The sequence below is a fragment of the Wolbachia endosymbiont of Armadillidium vulgare str. wVulC genome (assembly GCF_001027565.1).
Taxonomy (GTDB): Bacteria; Pseudomonadota; Alphaproteobacteria; order Rickettsiales; family Anaplasmataceae; genus Wolbachia.
The window spans coordinates 278004-298084 of record NZ_ALWU01000001.1 but is presented as its reverse complement, the minus strand read 5'-3'; the positions used below and the strand labels follow the sequence as shown (position 1 = coordinate 298084).

At 34.3% G+C, this 20081-nt stretch carries 14 protein-coding genes and 8 pseudogenes; 16 read left to right on the top strand and 6 right to left on the bottom strand.

What is annotated here, in order from left to right:
- The first annotated feature begins 13 nt into the window (after positions 1-13).
- The gene (locus tag wVul_RS01425; protein WP_047758861.1) at positions 14-1621 is read left to right on the top strand and encodes an ABC transporter permease; all 1608 of its coding nucleotides are present in this window, start codon (positions 14-16) and stop codon (positions 1619-1621) included.
- Here wVul_RS01425 and apaG read toward each other — a convergent pair.
- Positions 1618-2019 (bottom strand): Co2+/Mg2+ efflux protein ApaG, encoded by a 402-nt coding sequence (apaG, locus tag wVul_RS01420; RefSeq protein WP_179943847.1) that lies wholly within the window; start codon positions 2017-2019, stop codon positions 1618-1620. The two genes, wVul_RS01425 and apaG, sit on opposite strands and share 4 nt — an antisense overlap.
- 89 nt (positions 2020-2108) lie before the next feature.
- Here apaG and wVul_RS01415 point away from each other — a divergent pair, with 89 nt between their 5' ends.
- A complete protein-coding gene (locus tag wVul_RS01415; protein ID WP_047758859.1) occupies positions 2109-3173 on the top strand; it encodes a 5-(carboxyamino)imidazole ribonucleotide synthase in 1065 nt (354 codons plus the stop codon).
- Between the two features lie 603 nt (positions 3174-3776).
- On the opposite strand, the gene wVul_RS01410 is transcribed toward wVul_RS01415, so the two are convergent.
- Positions 3777-4814, bottom strand: a complete 1038-nt coding sequence (locus wVul_RS01410; RefSeq protein ID WP_047758858.1) for an aspartate-semialdehyde dehydrogenase — start codon at positions 4812-4814, stop codon at positions 3777-3779.
- 132 nt (positions 4815-4946) lie between these two features.
- Between wVul_RS01410 and wVul_RS01405 the strand changes: the two genes are divergently transcribed.
- Entirely contained in the window at positions 4947-5372 is a 426-nt protein-coding gene (locus tag wVul_RS01405; protein WP_047758857.1) for a hypothetical protein, read from the top strand.
- 36 nt (positions 5373-5408) lie between these two features.
- Here the strand turns inward: wVul_RS01405 and wVul_RS01400 are convergent, their stop codons facing one another.
- Together wVul_RS01400 and wVul_RS01395 are read right to left on the bottom strand one after the other, a co-directional pair.
- A complete protein-coding gene (locus wVul_RS01400) occupies positions 5409-6686 on the bottom strand; it encodes an APC family permease (protein ID WP_047758856.1) in 1278 nt (425 codons plus the stop codon).
- Between the two features lie 70 nt (positions 6687-6756).
- Positions 6757-8031, bottom strand: coding sequence for an APC family permease (locus wVul_RS01395; protein ID WP_047758855.1), 1275 nt, complete (start codon positions 8029-8031; stop codon positions 6757-6759).
- 136 nt (positions 8032-8167) lie between these two features.
- Here wVul_RS01395 and wVul_RS09695 point away from each other — a divergent pair, with 136 nt between their 5' ends.
- From wVul_RS09695 to wVul_RS08235, 13 genes and pseudogenes are all read left to right on the top strand, one after another.
- Positions 8168-8977, top strand: a complete 810-nt coding sequence (locus tag wVul_RS09695; RefSeq protein ID WP_238580349.1) for a hypothetical protein — start codon at positions 8168-8170, stop codon at positions 8975-8977.
- Positions 8955-9578 (top strand): hypothetical protein, encoded by a 624-nt coding sequence (locus wVul_RS09690; protein WP_238580348.1) that lies wholly within the window; start codon positions 8955-8957, stop codon positions 9576-9578. The genes wVul_RS09695 and wVul_RS09690 overlap by 23 nt, the downstream gene beginning before the upstream one ends.
- Positions 9579-9690: 112 nt before the next feature.
- Positions 9691-10458 carry a 5'/3'-nucleotidase SurE gene (gene surE, locus wVul_RS01385; RefSeq protein ID WP_047758854.1) on the top strand — a complete coding sequence of 256 codons (768 nt, stop codon included), beginning with the start codon at positions 9691-9693 and terminating at the stop codon, positions 10456-10458.
- Positions 10459-10501: 43 nt separating this feature from the next.
- Positions 10502-10669 (top strand): annotated as a pseudogene (locus wVul_RS08245) (transposase); the annotation flags it as partial.
- Between the two features lie 124 nt (positions 10670-10793).
- A pseudogene (locus wVul_RS08240) lies at positions 10794-11403 on the top strand (transposase).
- 162 nt (positions 11404-11565) lie between these two features.
- Entirely contained in the window at positions 11566-12177 is a 612-nt protein-coding gene (locus wVul_RS01370; protein ID WP_153295422.1) for a hypothetical protein, read from the top strand.
- A gap of 124 nt (positions 12178-12301) precedes the next feature.
- Complete coding sequence (argS, locus tag wVul_RS01365) at positions 12302-14008, top strand: arginine--tRNA ligase (protein ID WP_047758851.1); 1707 nt, start codon at positions 12302-12304, stop codon at positions 14006-14008.
- Between the two features lie 312 nt (positions 14009-14320).
- Positions 14321-14512, top strand: a complete 192-nt coding sequence (locus wVul_RS01360; RefSeq protein WP_179943843.1) for a hypothetical protein — start codon at positions 14321-14323, stop codon at positions 14510-14512.
- A gap of 344 nt (positions 14513-14856) precedes the next feature.
- Positions 14857-15033, top strand: a pseudogene (locus wVul_RS01355) (IS110 family transposase); the annotation flags it as partial.
- Between the two features lie 75 nt (positions 15034-15108).
- Positions 15109-16478, top strand: a pseudogene (locus wVul_RS01350) (IS4 family transposase).
- Positions 16375-17251, top strand: a pseudogene (locus tag wVul_RS01345) (IS110 family transposase). Before wVul_RS01350 ends, wVul_RS01345 begins: the two co-directional pseudogenes overlap by 104 nt.
- Before the next feature lie 168 nt (positions 17252-17419).
- Positions 17420-18230 (top strand): annotated as a pseudogene (locus tag wVul_RS09685) (transposase).
- Between the two features lie 44 nt (positions 18231-18274).
- Positions 18275-18627, top strand: a pseudogene (locus wVul_RS08235) (integrase core domain-containing protein); the annotation flags it as partial.
- Between the two features lie 34 nt (positions 18628-18661).
- Here the strand turns inward: wVul_RS08235 and wVul_RS08230 are convergent.
- Positions 18662-19020: pseudogene (locus wVul_RS08230) on the bottom strand (IS4 family transposase); the annotation flags it as partial.
- Positions 19021-19879: 859 nt separating this feature from the next.
- Positions 19880-20080 carry a 50S ribosomal protein L33 gene (gene rpmG / locus wVul_RS01330; RefSeq protein ID WP_047758849.1) on the bottom strand — a complete coding sequence of 67 codons (201 nt, stop codon included), beginning with the start codon at positions 20078-20080 and terminating at the stop codon, positions 19880-19882.
- Position 20081: the final 1 nt, after the last annotated feature.

Genomic DNA, 20081 nt, shown 5'->3' with positions numbered 1-20081 from the left:
TAGATTCAAATTAATGTTTTTGAGAATATTTAAAAATATATTCTTATTTTTAGTAAGTATATTATTTGTCTGCCCTATACTATCGTTAATATCGATTCTATTTACAGAATCAGCAAATTCTGGATGGGTAATTAGTAGACTTTTCCCTGAATATATACTCAACACGTTGATTTTGATGGTAGGAGTAGGGGTAATATCCTTCATATTTGGAGTAATTCCAGCTTGGCTTACTACATTTTTTTCGTTTCCAGGAAGTAAAACTTTTGAGATTGCTTTATTCTTTCCGATATCAATTCCTGGATATATAGTATCGTTTGTTTATGTAAACACGCTAGAATTTCCAGGCCCAGTTCAGAGCTTATTAAGAGATATTTTTCAATTGAGCAAAGGTGACTATTGGTTTCCTGAAATAAAATCTCTAGGTGGTGGAATATTAGTAATGGGATTTAGCCTATATCCATACGTTTATATGTTAGTCCGCTCAAGTTTAAAGAATGTTAGTAACTCAGTCACTATTGCATCAACACTTGGGTTTTCTTCATTACAGAGCCTGTTTTCTGTCGTCATACCCTCTATACGCCCATCAATTATAGCTGGGCTGTCCTTGGTACTAATGGAAGTAATTACAGATTTCGGCACACCACAGTTTCTTGCTATCGATACTTTCACGACGGGAATATACCGTACTTGGTTTTTACTGCATGACAAATATTCAACTACTGTTTTGGCAGTTGCAGAACTGATTTTCGTTGCAACACTAATAGTTATCGAGAAAAAACTACAAAAAAGAGGAATATCCTACTCTTCAATCAATACTAATGCAGATTATCACAATAAACGGAGTATAAATGGTTCTATACCATTGATCTTTACTTATACTATGTGTGCACTGCCAATATTAATAGGTTTTATTTTGCCAATGATTCCACTTATATATTGGAGCATAGAGAAGGGGTTTTTCATATATGAAGCAAGATTCTATAATATAATAGCAAACAGTGTTGGTTTATCATTTATTACCGCATTAATCTCAATTAGCATTGCGATAATTATTGGATATACAGCGCGTAGAAATAAGATAATCGCTAATATAGCGCGTTTCATTTCTCTCGGATATGCAATTCCAAATGCAATTATTGCAATTAGCATAATAATATTTTTAAGCAGAATATCCTCTTTCATTACTCAATATATTGTGGAAATTAGCTTGGTAGGAACTATTGGTGCTTTAGTTTACTCATATTTATTTCGTTTTTTTGCCATATCTTTCAAGGCGGTAGAGTCGGGGCTCAAAAAAACACCAAATGAAATTGAGTGGACTGCATATACTATGGGTCATGGGCCTATTTCTACATGCCTGAATATTCATATCCCTCTTATCAAGAAAAGCATAATGTCGGGATTTCTGCTCGTATTTATGGATACTATAAAGGAACTTACGGCAACACTCATTATAAGACCATTTAATTTTGAAACTATATCAACTAGAATATATGAACTTGTAAGCGACGAGCGTTATAGAGAAGCTGCCCCATTTTCGTTAATGATAGTTATGATAGGCTTAATCTCTACGATAATCTTATTCACGCTTGATGATAAGGATCAAAAATTTGATAGTTAATGAGGTCTAGTGTTAACGTATGGACTATCTAAGGAAAAGGATGGTACCATAACCTCAAAGGTTTTTATGCTCTCTTCGTTCAGAAATTCATATTTACCCTGCATTATTCCTGATGGTTCATTTAAGTATGTTCCACTTGTATATTTGAATACCTCTCCAGGTTTTATTACAGGTTGTTCTCCAATAACACCAACTCCGGAAACTTCATTTATTTTGCCCTTATAATCTATTATTTGCCAATAGCGACTTAACAATTGAATAGTTGATGAACTTTTGTTTTTTATCTTAACATTATACATCCACACGTAGCAATTTTCATAAGGAATGGATTGCTCTTCAATGTAAATTGGTAAAACTGTAACTTCAACAAAGTTAGTAGTAAGTGTGTATTTCATGATAAGAGCTTAACACATTTCAATTATACACTTTTTTCATAGATTTTCCAAGCATATTATCGTACTCTAACTAGGAAATATTAATTTATATTATGAACAAACCAGATCCACTTAGTAAAAAAGTGATAGGAATAATAGGAAGTGGGCAATTGGGTAGAATGACCGCTATCGCTGCAATGAAACTTGGGCAAAGAACGCATGTTTTTGCCAGTGCTAAAGACGATCCAGCTTGTTCTGTTGCTGATGATTTAGACTTCTCTGATAAGAAGGCACTTGAATCTTTTGCACAGAGTGTGGATTTAGTCACTATTGAGTCTGAAAATATTCCATGTAGTGCAATTGATATTGTGTCGCGGCATGCAGATTTTTATCCAGGCAAAAAGGCGTTACACATTTCGCAAAATAGGCTGAGAGAGAAAGATTTTATTAGAGGTTTGGGCATAAAAACTGCTGATTACAAAAGTATACAAAATTATAATCAGCTACTAGAAAGTAGTGAAACTTTTGGCTATCCAACAAGGCTGAAAACAACAGAAATGGGTTATGATGGAAAAGGACAATATGTGATTGAAAATGATTATGAAGTAAAACAATTTGTTTCTTTTGATTGGAATACACAATATATTCTAGAAGCAAGTATCGACTTATTGAAGGAGATTTCAATAGTTATTGCAAGAGATCAAAATGGTAGGGTGGTCTTTTTTCCTATAGCAGAAAATTGTCATGTTGATGGAATACTTGATACTTCGACAGTACCAGCTAAAATAGATAATAAATTAACTAAAGAGGTACAAAAAACTGCAGAGAAAATAGCAGCTGCGCTTGATGTAGTAGGAATTCTAACTATTGAGTTTTTCATCACTGAAAATCATGAGTTACTAGTTAATGAACTAGCCCCAAGACCTCACAATTCTTGCCACTGGAGCTTGGATGCATGTAACGTTAGTCAATTTGAGCAATTGGTTAGGGTAACATGCGGGTTACCTATACAAGAAGTAGTATTACGCTTCCCTTGCATGACAAAAAACATAATAGGTCATGATATATATGATTCTCACAAGTATCTGAGCAACAAAAAAGCTAGCTTAACCATATATGGGAAAAAAGAGGTTAGGGACAAGCGTAAAATGGGACATGTCAATATAGATTTAAGTTAACAGTTTTTCTACGTCATACCACCACAATATTACAATTTGCAGGGCCGCAGATGGCGTCATCTCTGGTGTCATTTAAGTAGCTCCTCTTGTCATTCAAGTAGCTGACACTAGTTCCTTTATGATGGTGTCATCCCAGTGCTTGACACTGAGATCCAGTTAAATTTACGAGTATAAAAGTAATGTTAAAATACAACGTTTCTGATGATCAGTGTCAAGCACTGGCTCGCTAAAATTACTTTAGCCATAAACATTAAGAAATTTACCAAATAGAAAAAAGGCAAAAGAATCCCCGAGTAGTGAGTTTTGACCCTGTAATAATTTAAATTGGCATTGTAATAATGTGCTAACGCTTAAAATAAGCGCGTTTTGGCTGAATGTAGAAAAAATAAAAAAGACATGCAGCCGCTATAATTTTATGTAATTTGCCAATAAATATCTGAGTTTTTTACTGAATTTTGTCGTTGAAACCGCGCGTATCAAAAACAAGGATAAATACTCTTATTGATATAATAAGGAAAGTGGGAAAGTTTGTCAAGGAGTTTTCATGGCCTAACGTTACGGCGCTGCATACAAATTTCCTCCGAATTACAACACACGTGCACTCTACTTGATTGACAAATACTCTTTTATTAGAATCTCCAAAATCTGCACTATATTTAGTGCTGCACCTTTGCGCAGATTATCAGCCACTATCCACATATTTAATCCATGCTTAACAGTGTTGTCTCTTCTAATACGCGATACATATACAGCATCCTCCTGTACAGTATCAATTTGTGTTTTATATCCACCATCTTCGCGTCTATCGTGTACTAAAACCCCACTATCTTCGGCCTCACTGAGCATTTCACGAGCTTCTTCTTCAGTTATATGCTGATCAAATTCTACATTTACTGCAATAGCGTGACCGATAAAGACAGGTACCCTTACACAAGTTGTAGTCACTCTTACATCCTCCCCTAAAATTTTTTTTGTTTCCTCTTGCATTTTCCATTCCTCTTTTGTAGAGCCGTCTTCCATGAATTCTCCTATATGAGGAATGCAATTAAATGCTATTTGCTTAGGAAATATTTCAGGTTTTTTAGCTTCGTTCATAAAGATTTTTTTTGTCTGGTTGTAGAGTTCATCCATTGCTGCTTTACCTGCACCAGAAGTTGATTGATAAGTTGAAGCAACGATTCTCTTTATTTTTGCTTTTTGGTGCAATAAATGCAATGCCAGCAACATCTGTATTGTAGTACAATTTGGGTTAGATATTATATTATGGTTTTTGTATTCTATGATTTTATTTTTGTTGATCTCTGGAATCACTAGTGGCACGCCTTCTTTCATTCTAAAATGGAAGGTGTTATCTATTACAATGCATCCAACCTTAGTTGCAATCGGTACGTATCTCTCAGAAACATGAGATCCAGCACAGAAAATTGCTATATCAATTCCAGCAAAGTCGTGATCCTCGAGGCCTAAGACAGTTAATTCCTCATCACCGAAACTCACCTTTTTCCTCTCTGATTTTTTTGATGCAAGTGCAATTACAGAACCTATTGAAATCTTTCCTTCGTTTTGAAACTCAGCAAGCGTGCTTAATACCTCACGCCCTACTCTTCCGGTTGCTCCAACAACAGCAATTTTATATCCCATATAGATAAACCTCTGACTTTAAAGCTATATTATATTTTTACTGATAAAATTTACAATTATTTTAATATTTTTACCTTGCAATTAACCATAATTTAGTTATAATTACATTATGTTGATAATATTGCATGAGAGATGAATAAAGAATATAGTGACACTAAGGTTAAGCCTTCGGTATCTACATTTCAAAAGCTTGAAAAAGTCAATAGATCAGAGGCTCAAAATGTTCTTTCGAAAAAAAGCAAGCCAGCAATAAATTTTGATGATAAAAAGTATGGTGTAAAAATTCCTAAGATAGACCAACATCTCTCAAATAAAAAGCAAGAACCTTTTGGGTTAAAAGATTTTTTAAGGTCAATACTAATAATGGGAAAGTTTTTAGTGAAAATTTTCACACATGAAGAAAAGGCATATAAAAAACCGCAATCGCAAGTAGGTGACTCTAGCAAAGCAAAGGATGAGGCTTGCGTAGATAATAAATATACAGAAGAAGTGAGCAGCAAACTTAAGAAGAGTAATGTTGAACAGGTGGACAAAGAGGAGAAAAATCTTGATCCATAGATATCGATTATTTAAAGAAATCTCCAGCTATAATATTCACTGCATAGAACCTCTGCGATACCAAAGTAAATAAACGGGTATGCCGCTTGCAGTAAACAAACTTGCAGTTAGCAAGGTATTTATAGGAGTTTCAAGTATCACCCAACAACAAAAGATTGTTGCTATGCTACCAATTAAAAATTTGCAATAATTTTTCTCCTTTATAATTACCTTTAAAAAAACAAGGCTGCATGTGAGGTAGACAAATAAAAATGAAATTACAGAAAAGTCAATAATTGATTTAATCTGCTGAGCAAAATTGTTTCTTGAAGTGAGAATTAATAAAACTACAGTGCCAACTGAGCTAATTGTTATTCCCCAAAAGGGAGAGCCATGCTTATTCCTTTTAGCAAAGAATTGTGGCATTAGTTTATCTTCTGCAAGACCAAAAGCAACCTGTCCACTAGACAAAACCCAAGCGTTTAGACTACCAACACAAAAAATGAATGCAATTATAGAAATAATTAAATGCCAATTACCAGAAAACATAATTTTTATCGCATCAACATATGGTGCTCTTGAACTTGCTAAATTATTGCCATTAATCAATCCCATAATCGCGAAATTGTTGATAAAATATATAACAGCAACACAAATTGTGCCAAGCACTACAGCTTTTGGTATAGTTTTAGCTGGATTATCAACTGACCCTGCAGGTGCTGTTGCCAATTCAAGTCCAATAAAACACCATAGAGTAAGGAGTGTAGAGCGAGCAAGAATTTGCGATGTTGTAAGGCTTAATACTTCTTCACTTGTGATAAAATTATTTCTATCGAAAAAAAACAACGCTGCTACAGGTATTGCAAGCAATACAGCAACCTTCACAACCGTGAGTAGAAACTCAACGCGCCCTGCAGTAGCTATTCCTCTTAAATTTACTAACGTAATGACTGTAAATAGCAGTAACTCTAAAAGCAAACGCATGCTTTGGATATCTTCATGGAAGAATGGTGTAAGATAGCCAACACCCACAACTATTAAAGCTGTTGTACTAACCCATGAGATCACCCAATATGTCCAACCAACAAAGAAAGCTGCGGTAGGACCAAAAGCATGTTTTACATAAACGTGAGGACCTCCAGTTTCTGGAAATTTTGCACATAGTGTAGCAAAGACTAGTGCAAGAGATATGGCGCCAAAACCTGATATTACCCAGCTTATAAGGCTATAAGCACCATATGGAGCAAGGCTAATTGGAAGCATGAAAACCCCAGAGCCGATCTGACTACTAATAACTAAAGCAAAAACAGCCCAAAAACCTATTTTATTTGACACAATACCTCTTAATTCTATTAATGTAAGCCAGTAGTATAGCTTAAGAATTTTAGCAAATAAAAAATTTAAGTTAAGTTTTTAGTTTATGATACCAAAGTAGATAAATAAGTGTTCCGCTTAAAGGGAATAGGCTTGATATTAACAATGTTTTTATAGAAGTCTCGTATACTATCCAGCAGCAAAAAGATACAGCCACACCCCCAATTAAAAATTTGCAGTAGTTTTTCTCTTGTATATTAACTTTGAAAAAAGCAAGGCTACATGCTAAGTAGATAAACAAAAATGACATTACAGAGATATCAATTATTGAAGTCACTTGCTCAGCAAAACTTTTGTTTGATGTTAGGACAAGTAGAGCTAATACCCCCAAAGTACTGAGTATTATTCCCCAGAATGGAGCATCGTGCTTATTTTTTTTGACAAAAAATTGCGGCATTAACTTGTCTTTTGCAAGGCCTAAGGTGACCTGTCCATCAGCTAAAAACCAAGCGTTTAAATTACTTATGGAAACGATAAAAGCAACAACAGAAATAATCAAATGCCAATTACCTGGAAACATAATTTTTACTGCATCAACATATGGTGCTTTTGAACCGGCTAGGTCGTGACCGCTTATTAACCCCATGATTGAAAGGCTATTGATGAAATATATCACAGCAACACAAACTGTTCCGAGCACAATGGCTCTTGGTATTGTCTTAGCTGGATTATTAACGGATCCTGCAGGTGCCGTTGCTGATTCAAGTCCGATAAAACACCATAGAGTAAGTAGTGTAGAGCGAGCAAGAGTTTGCGATATTGTAAAGTTTGATACTTCCTCGCTTACAATAAAATTATTTCTATCAAAGAAAAATAACCCTGCTATGGGTATTGCAAGAAGTGCAATAATTTTAACAATGGTTAGCAGAAGCTCAACACAGCCAGCAGTAGTTACTCCTCTCAAGTTTATTAGCATAATAGCTAAAATTAATATTATTTCTAAAAGCAAACGTATATCTTGTATATCATTATGAAAAAGTGGAGCTAAATAACCAATACTTGCAATTGTTACAGCTGTTGAACTCACCCATGAACTCACCCAATACGTCCAACCAACAAAGAACGCTGCAGTGGGGCCAAAAGCATGCTTTACATAAACGTGGGGACCACCCGTTTCTGGAAATTTTGCGCAGAGTGAAGCAAAAACCAAAGCAAGAGATATAGCACCAAGACCTGATATCACCCAGCTTATAAGGCTATAAGCGCCATATGGAGCAAGGCTAATTGGGAGCATAAAAATTCCAGAGCCAATTTGGCTACTAATCACCAAGGCGAAAATAGCCAAAAAGCCTATTTTATTTGACACGATAATTTTTATCTGAATATATCAACAATATAGCTGAAGCTCAGAAATTTCAATCGATCTTTTTTATATAAAAATTTACATCTTTTTTATTTATACATACAATTAAGGGGTATATTAATAGATTGTTAGGAGAGGTATGAATCCAAGATTAAAAAATTTTTTGATTATTTGTGGGGGTGTTTTATTAGTTAGTCTTGCTATTGGAGCAATGGCTTTATTTCTCTACCTATTGGAATTACTATCTTTCTATCTATTGAAAGTACTGGCACCCTTTGTTGATACGCTTGCAAAAACTTCAAATGAGGTATTAATAGCATTATGCATTGTTTGTATCGTGTGTTGCGTAATACCTCTTATTTTTTCAACAAAGATTATAAGCAGTTATCAATCTTTTAAACGTGAAAATGCTGATAGTAATATTTTTTCTGAAGTGTATAACGATCCAACAATAAGATTAAAAGATAAAATTTTGTTTTTCTCCATATATTTGATATATTACATTCAGTTACCACTTTTATATTGCGCGTTAAAAATATCTGCCCTTATTAGGTGGCTAGTAGGTTTGAACATTCACAGGATAATACCAGGTATTACAGTCGTTCTCACACTTATAAATGCTATATTATTGATCCCAGTGACACTTCTTGAGTTAATAAAATATCCATTGATAAAGTTTTTTTCACCTTTGGGCTTGAATGTAAAGCAGCTTAGCTTCTTGTTCAACGTGAATGATGTAGGTACCGGCAGCCAGAGTGTCCATACGAGTAGTTTTGAGTATAGCATTCTCCGATGCGCTCAAGACTTAAAGCAGAAATTCGGGAATCAACCAAATGTGCTCAACAAAGAATTTGAAGACTACATAAATAATTCAGATGAGCTGACAACTGAGCAAAAAGAGCAATTAAAACTTTATCTTAATTTTAATGATTCCAATAGCAACTTATAGAGAATCAAGAACTGGATTAACACTAACACAAGCTGCAAACTTAGTTTTAGCTGCAGCGAAAAATCAAAAATTAGATGTAGATTTACTAAAGTGTATGTTACTAATGCGCTTACAAGAAGGAAACGGTGCATGTCATCTTGGAATGTTTAATCGTATTATTTATTCACTTAGTTGTCTTGAAGCAAAAAATAACTTTACAGTTGAGATAAATGCTCAAGTATACGAAAGAATGCCGAGCATTACGGAAGAGTTTCTCAACCGTTGTGAAAGTAAAAAGATGAAGATTTTAAAGGATAATTTTGACAATTTCTACTCTGAGAATGATATGGATCTTGAAGTAAAAGATAGTATGGGTAAGTTAATGGAAGAGGCAAAGCAATTTGTCTTTAATAAATTGTATATTGATTACTATAATAGATATGGTCAAGAAGTTGGAAGGGGCCCTATAAAGCAGAAATTGAAAGAATTAATTACAGACGAGGATATCAAGGAATCGGTAAATGCTGTAATAGATAATATAGAAATCCCTGCAGAACCATCTACTTATCTTGAAAAAGTGAAAGCATTTTTGGGAAACGTGGCAAGATTTTCTGCTGCTTAGTAGCTCTTAATTTTTCCTTATTGATTTATCGCAGGTTATTTTGTTATAGTTGTGCAAAGAAATTTAAAGTCTCATCAATGATCAGGTGTATTTTGATAGCTAAGTATTGCATATGATAATATTGATAACAAACGATGATGGTTTTGAAAGTGAGGGAATAAAATTACTCAAAGAGATTGCGCAAAATTTTGCATCAGAAATATGGATAGTGGCACCAGATGCTGATAGGAGTGGAGCTGCAAGATCTCTTGATTATCCAGTCAAACAATCTATTAAAATAAACCAACATAGCGAAAGGGAGTTTAGTGTATCTAGTACCCCTGCAGACTGTGTCATCATTGCACTAAATAAGATTATGAATAAAAAACCAGACCTAATATTGTCTGGAATAAATATTGGATCAAATGTCGGAGATGATATTTGTTATTCAGGAACAGTTGGTGCTGCAATGGAAGGTGCTGCAAGGTTTATACCTTCTATCGCGCTAAGCCAAGCTTATTGTAATGAAATAAACTGGCACAATACAAAGATTTTTGCACCAAAGACTATCAGCAAGCTAGTTAAAGTTAATTGGCCTAAAAATATAGTGATGAGTGTAAATTTTCCTGCTACAGAAAAAGTGAAAGGAGTAGAATTTGCTGAACAAGGTGAATATAACATTGATGGAGATCTCACTTTTACTGAAAATTTAAATGGCTCTTTTAGCTTAAATTGGTCTCGAGAACACTCAGGCAGCGGTAGTGTAGATAAAATAAAAGAAGGATTTATTACTATTACACCGGTAAAATTAGATTTTACAGATTATGATACATTGAATGCTATGAAAAATTCTTACGCAGACGAATTTTCTTCTATAGCTAACACTTATATTGCTCCTTAGAACCTGTTAAGAATCTCTAGATGATGAGGTAAAATAGGCATAGATTAAGAATGAGGTATATCTATGCAAAACAAGTGATATAAATCGAGAGCAATTTGAAAAAATCAGGCCAATACTGGAGAGCAGCAGGAAGAAAATAAGACCAAGAAAAGTTGATTTGTATGGCATATTTTGCGGAGTGCTATACATTCTAAAAAGTGGTTGTCAGTGGACCAAAAGATGGGTTATTTTTTGCTTGGTTGGAAAATGTAGAAGACTGTGGCGAGCGGAAACTTAGAGATTATCTTGAAAGTAGGATAAGGTATAGTATAAGAAATGTAAAAGTGAGGTAAGAAATGAGAAAAAAGTATCCAACAGATCTAAGTGAAAGGCCGAATAGAAAAATATTTCAGAGTATGATACAAGAAAGGAGGAAGACCGCCAAAGTATAGTAAAAGAGAAATATTAGAGGCAATTTTCTATGTATTGCGTACAGGATGCCAATGGCGGGAATGCTATGGAAGACTGTGTATGAGCAGTTTAGGCAATGGAAAAAGCAGGAAATTTTTGAGAAAATGAATTGCCAAATATAGCAGGAGAAAAATAGGAAGAAATGAGAAGCCAAGCGCTTGACAGTCAATCTGTGAAAACTACAGAAAAAGGGGGGTCAAAGATTATGATGGAAATAAAAAAGTAAAAGGTAGAAAAAGGCATATAAAGAAAGAATATGACATAGATATTAAAATTGTTAAAAGACCTCCATGTAGATTTTGGGTACATAACGCTTGAGCTGCTGCCAGCGAGAGAACAGGGATTTTAAGTACAGCCAAGAAGGTGGGTTGTAGAAAGGACTTTTGCTTGAGGAATAGAAGGCTATCAAAGGAATATGATTTGCTTACAACATCTACTGAAAATTTCATATGTCTTGCTATGAATAGGGTTATGTTAACGAGGAAATATGCCTAAGTTTTCTAGTTTCAGGACAACCTCTATGTGGTGTGATAAAGGCGGTAGCAGCATAACCAGAGATGCAAGATTCATATTCCCTTCACAAACTTAGTTCACTTCAATAAGGATCACATAAAAGACTTGGATGACCTTTCAAAAAAAGTAGGTTCAGTATATTTAATGGCAAGACCAAAACTATACAAATATTTTAATGGCGCGGAAGACAATTTATTGACTAATGCAGTTGAAATACGTAAGTATAGCTTAAAAAATAATATTGCAGTTCCTGGAAAGTTAATAGGAACTATAAATCACGAATACGGAATATTTCGCAATTCTGCCGATGGTGAAAAGGGGGAATTTATATTTAGTGATTGCACAACTAAAGGCAAAGATGTAATAGTAACAGATAAAGATTATGTTACTTACTCTAGAGATGAAGGTAAGAGTCAAAACCCGCAGAGAGTCTTTCTGTTTTTAGCGAAATATAAAGATGATGGGCCTTGTCAAAATCACTGCTATAGTAATAACATCGAGTTAAAGATAAAAGATTATGTACTTGATTTTGTTAAGATTATTTCAAATATTTATCTTTATGAAGGTATTAACTTAGAAAAACTGTTCACTAATAATAAAGATCTAGTAATTGAGGTCCCTTCTCGTGAACCTGACATGTACGATCTTTGGGAAAGTATGCAATGTGTAGCTAACCCAATATATGCTGATTCGGTATTCTTAATTATAAGTTCTGCTCTACTAACCTCTATAGGAGTTGGTAGAGCTTATATTTAGAGATGGTATGCAATTAATTTCTGGTCCAGAAATTACAAAAATTGCAACGTAAATCAGGTAAGATAACCCTTCACCTTTCCCCATTTATCCACTATACTGCTATAGATTTTTAGCTTTTTAGTTAATGAGCATTTTCAAGCGGATTTTTTCTCTAATTTCCAGCAAATTAAATGAATTAAAACAAAGGGGTGTTATAAGCACAAGTGTAACAAATTTTGTCGTAGAACCTCCAAGCAATAGAGCGCATGGAGATATTTACACAAACGTTGCTATGGTGCTTTCAAAGCATAAAAAAAAGAATCCTGTTGAGATTGCAGAGGTTTTAGCTAAAGAATTTGAACTTTTTGATGAAATTGCAAGAGTGGAAATAGCGGGCCCTGGTTTCATCAACATGCACTTAAAAATAGAAGTGTGGCATGGAATTTTGAAACAAATAAATGAGCTAAAAACAGAATTTGGTACCCTAGATATAGGAGGCAATCAAGCCATCAATGTTGAATTTGTATCTGCAAATCCAACTGGTCCACTGCATATTGGTCATGCAAGGGGAGCAGTGTTTTGTGATGTTTTAGCAAATTTACTAAAGAAAGTTGGTTATAAAGTTACTAGAGAATACTACATTAATGATGCTGGAGCGCAGATAGATACGCTAATTCGGTCAGTATATCTTCGATATAAAGAAGCTCTGGGAAAAAAAATTAGCATCGAAAAAGGTTTATACCCAGGTGAATATTTAAAATCAATAGGAGAGGGGCTGGCTAAAAAATATGGTAAGGAGCTTAGAGAAGAGGAAGATAATCAGATAATTAGAGAATATACTTTAAGCTCTATCTTAGAACTCATAAAGGAAGACATGAACTTGCTTGGAGTAAATCATGATGTCTTTACTTCAGAGTATGAGCTGCAAAAAAGTGGCAAAATCGAAGAGAGTATAAAGATATTATCCGACAAGGGCTTAGTGTATGAAGGGTACCTGGAGAAACCAAAAGGCAAAGAAAGTGAAAATTGGACTTCCAGAAAAGAAATGTTATTTCGCTCTACAAAATTTGGTGATGACGTTGACCGAGCATTGAAAAAAGAGGACAGCAGCTGGACTTATTTTGCCTCGGATATCGCTTACCATTTCGATAAGATATCACGTGGTTTTAACAATATGATCGTAGAGCTTGGTAGTGACCATGGCGGTTATGTCAAAAGGCTCAAAGCAGTTGTCTCTGCGCTCAGTGATGATCAAGCAAAAATAGAGGTAAAACTGCATAATATTGTGAATTTTTTTGAGAACGGCAAACCTGTTAAGATGTCCAAAAGATCAGGAAACTTCCTCACAGCAAGAGATGTAGTGGAAGAGGTTGGCAGGGATATCACTCGTTTTATAATGTTAACACGCAAGAATGATATGGTTCTTGACTTTGATTTTGCTAAAGTTAAAGAGCAATCAAAAGATAATCCTATTTTTTACGTGCAATATGCGCATGCTCGTGCTCATTCACTGATGCGCAATGCTCCAAAAGAATTGCCAAAAGCAAATCCTTTACTTTTAAAGACAGATGGAGAGATATTTCTCATAAAAACCTTAGCAAAATGGCCAGATGTGGTAGAAATTGCAGCAAGGCTTTGTGAGCCACACAGAATTACTTTCTATTTACTTGAAGTTGCAGAAGCATTTCACGTTTTATGGGGGTATGGCAAAAGCGATTTAAACATGCGGTTCATATTGGAAAACAACTTAAACCTTACTGCCGCAAGAATGTTTCTTGTACAAGCTTTAGCGCATGTCATTGCTTCTGGACTTTCTATTTTTAATATAGAGCCTTTGGAAGAAATGAGTTAATTTACTTTAAATAATGCGTAATATTAAGTGTGATAATAAATTATTTATGTAAGTAGAGGTAAGTACAATAATAAAAGTAATAGATGTCATTGTGAGATATGAAAAGAGGAGAGAGTGGAATGCTACAACACTTAAATGAAGATGCTGTTGTAGTAGAGCATGTCTTAGTAGAACAAGAATTATTATTTCTTGCTTCCTAATCCGTAAGGCCAAAAATTATACAAGAAGTCTATTGAGTGCGCCAAGAAAAGCGTTTAGAATACAGTTGGTCAACCTAGGCAAAGTCTAGCCAACAGCCTAGAATAGACCATTATGGTGCGTAAGGTAACGAGCGTAGTAAAGCTAATGGAATGGACAACACAGGGTACAACGCAAGTGAAGGTATTGAGTCCCGAAATTTCTGGCATCATAGAGGTCGACATTTTTCATAGGATGGAAGACAGCATGGAGGATAACGATAAGGCAAGTTATCATTCACTTTATCGGGATGGCTTTGTTGCATAGCTAGTGTTATATTGTAAGGAGAAAAGCTTTTCAATATATGGTTAGTAACGCATTTTGTTGTAAAATAAGCATTTTTCAAACAAGTATAACTTATGCCACAAAAAATGAGAGTAAGTAACCAAAGAGAATATTGTAAGTTAAAAATATGTTATAAAACGAACAAGAGGGAAAGATAGCTCTATTCACTATAGGAATAGAGCTATCACGGGCATGTGCGACCGAGGGAAAATTGGTATTACAACCGTCGTTATCAAGGTACACTAGCCCATCTCTCGATACGTTTGAATAGTTGTGTGGGACATACCCGTTTACAATCTTAAATTAATAAAACTATCGAGGTTATCATGATTGCATCTTATCAAAATTTTATTGGCATTGACATCGGAAAATTCAAAAATGTTGTTGCAGTTCACAAGCAGAAGAATGCTGTCGAATTTGACAATAATACTTCTGGTTGGCAACAATTGTGTCAAAAATTCTCAGATATCTTACCTAATTCTTTAGTGACTTTAGAACTTACTATTACCCACAAATATAAATGGACTTATAAATAAAGTATTAGAATATTAAAGTTTGCAAATATTGAGGGTATAAAAATGGCAAGTGAATGGGCTAAAAATGAATTTGGAGATGCGACACTTGGAGATAAAAGACTAACTGACCGATTGGCGAATATTGCTGATAGTTTAATAAGTTTACCTGAAAGCTCAATTAATCAGGCATGTGGAAGTTGGTCAGAAGCAAAAGGGGCATATCGTTTTTTTCAAAATGAGAACGTGAAAGAAAGCGATATTCTAGCTTCACATACTACAAGAACTGTTGAAAGAATAAAAGCTCATAAAAAGATTCTTGTAATTCAAGATACAAGTTGTATTTCATACACGGGCCATAAAAAAACAAGTGGGTTGGGAATTATCTCAAGAAAACGTAGTAAAGGTGTTATGCTGCATACAGCTTTTGCTGTTAGTACAGAAGGCTTGGCATTAGGAATAAAAATTTACTCGAGACCACCTGTTTCTGAAGAAGCCAAAGAGCTAAAAGAGAGGAATCGTAAAAGAGCACATATTGAAGATAAAGAAAGTATAAAGTGGCTAGAAAGCCTAAAGAAAACAGATAGCATTATAGACTCAACTAAAACTGAAGCTATAACTGTATGTGATAGAGAGGCAGATATTTATGAATTTTTTGAACTTGCACGTAATCTTAACTCAGCAGTTTTAGTAAGAGCTTCCAAAGATCGAGATATAAATAGAAAATCCAGATTTTCCAACGATAAACAAAAATTATGGAATTTTTTGAAGACTTCTCTAGCATTGGTACAATAGAAATTGAAATCCCTGCTAGAGATAATAAGCCAAAAAGAACAGCATGTTTAGAGGTTAAGTTTGGGAAGTTTATGATGGATCCGCCTAAAAGGCACATAAGGTATAAAGAGTTATATAACCTACCACTTTATGCAGTTTATGTTGTTCTGTCCTCCTGAAGCAAGTCCGCTAGAGTGGATGCTTTTAACGAATCTTCCTGTTAATACTTTTGATGAGGCAGTTGAAAAGGTTAGTTGGTATTGTCTTAGATGGAAGATAGAGATACTTCATAAAATTTTAAAATCTGGCCTTAAAGTTGAAGAATGTAGACTTGAAACAGCAGAAAGATTAATGAGGTATTTAACGGTTATGAGTGTTATTGCTTGGAGAATTTTTTTTATTACAACAATTGCAAGAACCAATCCAACACTACTTTATTAGCTGAAGAAGAGTGGAAAGTTTTATACGCGAAAATACACAAATGCCCAAATGTAACTCCTACTATAAAAGAGGTTGTTTCATGGATTGCTCAGCTTGGAGGCCACTTAGCCAGAAAAAATGACCCAGAACCTGGACCTATTACCCTTTGGAAAGGATGGAGACGTCTCTTTGATTTATCAGAAGGATGGAGGCTTGCTACTGAACTTTATACTTATGGGTAATAGTAAGACTTTAGAAAACACAGGAAAATTGGTTTGTCGAATTTTCTTATTGACAAGAATATCACAGTACATCGAGCTAATACCCGCAAAGTAAAAAGTTTTATTTTATCTCACGGAACTTTAGCAAAATCCGATAAATCAGATGCAAGGGCTCTTGCTCAATATGGATTTGAGTGTCATAGAACTCTCTCTCTATTCGTACCTACTTCTAAAAAACAATCAACCTTGGTTGCACTTTGTCAACGTCGTTACGCAAATGAGAACTCAGGAAAAATGTAGACTGGAAGCACCTGAAAACGACCATATAAGGGAAAGTTGTCAAAAAACTATTGAATTCTTTAATAGCCAAATAGATGAACTCAATAATACTATACAAAAAATCATTGATGAAAGCCATGAGTTACAAGAACATCAAAAAATCCTTAAAACAGTTCCTGAAAAGTTATCACAAGATTTTCTGTATTTAATACCAGAGCTTGGTTACTTAAACAGAAGAGAAGTAGCAAGTCTTGCCGGAGTAGCACCTCATCCTAGGGAAAGTGGTAAAGCTGTTGGTTATCGAAGGTGGTAGAAGTAATGTCCGTAAAAAGCTACAGCTGCCATGTCTGCTGCAAGGTCCAAATCTGTACTTGGTGCCTTTTATTCCAAGCTTGTTGAAAGTGGTAAGAAGAAAATGGTAAGCTCTAATGCGAAAAATCATAGTAATTGCTAATGCAAGACTTAAAGCAGCAATTAATTTGCATACTCTCACAACGGTGACTGAAATTGGCTAATGAATATGTGCGTCTACACAGACTTAAAGCACATATTCATTAGCTAAACAGAAATTGTTATGGCAGCTGTTTGATATAAAATTTTATTTCTATGACACACGGATTTTTATTGCCCACATGATTGAACAAAGTTACAGAATTACACAAATAAAAAATTTTTAAAAAAACATAGTTGATAACGAGTTTCTCAAAAAAAGAGGAAATGTTTTTCATTTTGTTAATAGAAAATTGGTATGAAAATAGTCCAAAAGTTGCAGGTACACTTATAGTGGTAAAGTTGTAATTTTAATACACATATCTTTTTAGAATTGGCTTGAGACAAGCTGTAGGTTTTGTAAAAGGTTATATGGTACAAATAGGCAAAAAACTTAAGGTTATCAGCTATACACAAGCTTCCAGAAGATTTAAAAAGCTTAATTTGAAGATTGATGACCATAGAACCAATAAAGATGATTTGGAAAATATTAAAATTGCCGTAGATAGCACTAGAGTTAGTATCTACAATAATAACGGTGGGCATAATACTCGAAAAAGAAAATACAGTGGCTATGGTCAAGTAAGAAAACTACATGTTGTTTTAAACGTAAATGATAAGAATAGTGGTGTTGCTGTGCCGGTCTGCAATATGTTAGAGGAAGTCAGTGATAAATATAACATTTGTTCTATTCGAGCAGATGCGGCTTATGATATAAAAAGTGTGTATAAAGAATGCAGAATATTGTGCCTATTATTCGCCCTAGCTAAAATTTGTTTAGCTATCAGAAAGAAACAAGTAGAATATGAGAATTATGAAGATGGTATTAATGAATGGAAGAAAAAAGTTAAGTATGGAGCACGGTCTTATATTGAAGTCTTTTTCTATAGGTTATTTGGGTTTGGCTTGAAAAATAAATCAGAGGTAAATCGTGTGTTAATTAAGTGCTACTTACTGAACAAATTTACTGATATAGGTATGGCTAAATTTAAATTAGCTGCGTAAATTCATTGTGATTTACATGCCTATCAGTGCTATGCAACATAGCCTTGACGGATCGTGGTACAGAGTATTGTGGCAGACCTGAAAATCGCAGCTATATTTGGGAGTAGAAAATATTGATCATTCTCGAACCAACTCCACAGACTAATGGCATATGTGAAAGGTTCCACAGAAGATGAATGTTACAATGTTATCTTTAGAAAGAAAATTTACACCTCTTTGGCAGGACTTCAGTTAGATGTAGACCATTGGGTCCATTCTTACAATAGATCTAGACCGCATTCAGGTAAATATTGCTATGCAAACCTTTTTTGATAGTATACATATTGCTTATCAGAAAAATATTGATAGCATTAAACAGGATTTTGGTTTTGACTTTGTCAATTCTTCTGTCAGTTAATTCACGCCTGTCAGATTAAGTCTAAACTATTACAGCTAAGTTCTGTATTCTTTTTCACTTCTGTGCAACCAACTATGCCGTGAAATATAAGAATTGCGCACAATTTAGCATATAGTTCACATAATCTCTGCACGGCAGCTTATCAAGTCTGATATGGCTTTTATACAATTTAAATAATTTGCCACCTTACTCTATTGCTCAGCACTAATTTTATTTTCTGGAACATTAGTATTGACCAGTTTAACAATTCTTGTAGAGGATGTATATCCTTGCGATCTCGCTAATCTATTAGCTTTCCTTCTTCTGGCCATATTCAGTTAGTTTCTGACATATAATTCTTACTCTAATTTTTGCTTCTTTTCCTAACAATACCTCATTTTCTAAAAATCTCTTTGCAAGATATTTTTAAAGAGAACCACAGATTCATTCTTTTCATAAATTCCGCTGCTTCTTCAGTAAATCTAAAATCTCAATTATGAACCTTGTTGTAATTGAGATTTTGTCTGCTTTTTCAATTAAAAAATTCTTTGAGCTTTTTTGATAAGCAAGTTATTTTATTCATTGGTTCTCTCACTAAAAGTATATCTGGGAGAACTTATTATTCTATCTCTTTCATACCTTTATTTCCTTAACTTGACGCCTATGCTTTACAGAGGCCCACGCAGTTGTTTACTTTTTGTGACAACATGTTCTGAAATTCAGGACCGTAACTTAATTGATCATCCCGACTTTTATAACTATATTTTGTCATAATATACCCCTTGATTTAAAAATTGATATAATATTAACATGCTAATACTAACATTATATTAATATAAGTGTTATTACTTTTTGAAAAAAAATCATTACTTGACAACAAGGCCACTGGAATGATGCCGTTAAGGGTACAATATTTGCTTAGTGAATACCAAGTCTGCATTTCTTTCTATTTTTCTTCTCTATCTTATTTTGCCACTCTGCTGTTTGTTCTGTACTCAAACTACATTCACATTAGACAAGCTCAGGTTATTTTTACGTTTATATATTGATCCGACCCAGCCCAATAAGTAAGTCAAATAAGTATCTCAAGGAAAACCCTTAGATTTTTGACCTACTGTGTGATACTTTAGGTTTCAGAGCGTTTTCTTTGTTTTGTACTTTTATGTTTATTAATTATTCAATAATCCTTATTAACTTCAGTCTCTCTTGCCTTATATTACTTAGCTCTATCATTATAGTATGACTTGGCTGTAGATTTTACATAATAATAGACTTACTTTAATTTTTCTTCTTTAAACAATACGTGTCTTCTGACCACTGGATCATACTTCCTAAATTCGAGCTTCTTGGAAAGCTTCTTAGGATTACGTTTTTTTACATAAAAATAGCCTGTTAGTTTCTCCTCTCCAGTTTTTGTTATCTTGTTTGCAGTACTAACTAACTTAACAAGCAAAGAAGCATTTTTTTTCGCCATG

Bases quoted from the DNA above. Each gene is read 5' to 3' on its own strand.
- wVul_RS01425 (WP_047758861.1), top strand. From the start codon at position 14: ATGTTTTTGAGAATATTTAAAAATATATTCTTATTTTTAGTAAGTATA.
- wVul_RS01415 (WP_047758859.1), top strand. From the start codon at position 2,109: ATGAACAAACCAGATCCACTTAGTAAAAAAGTGATAGGAATAATAGGA.
- wVul_RS01410 (WP_047758858.1), bottom strand. From the start codon at position 4,814: ATGGGATATAAAATTGCTGTTGTTGGAGCAACCGGAAGAGTAGGGCGT.
- wVul_RS01405 (WP_047758857.1), top strand. From the start codon at position 4,947: ATGAATAAAGAATATAGTGACACTAAGGTTAAGCCTTCGGTATCTACA.
- wVul_RS09695 (WP_238580349.1), top strand. From the start codon at position 8,168: ATGAATCCAAGATTAAAAAATTTTTTGATTATTTGTGGGGGTGTTTTA.
- wVul_RS09690 (WP_238580348.1), top strand. From the start codon at position 8,955: ATGATTCCAATAGCAACTTATAGAGAATCAAGAACTGGATTAACACTA.
- surE (WP_047758854.1), top strand. From the start codon at position 9,691: ATGATAATATTGATAACAAACGATGATGGTTTTGAAAGTGAGGGAATA.
- wVul_RS01370 (WP_153295422.1), top strand. From the start codon at position 11,566: ATGGCAAGACCAAAACTATACAAATATTTTAATGGCGCGGAAGACAAT.
- argS (WP_047758851.1), top strand. From the start codon at position 12,302: ATGAGCATTTTCAAGCGGATTTTTTCTCTAATTTCCAGCAAATTAAAT.
- wVul_RS01360 (WP_179943843.1), top strand. From the start codon at position 14,321: ATGGTGCGTAAGGTAACGAGCGTAGTAAAGCTAATGGAATGGACAACA.
- rpmG (WP_047758849.1), bottom strand. From the start codon at position 20,080: ATGGCGAAAAAAAATGCTTCTTTGCTTGTTAAGTTAGTTAGTACTGCA.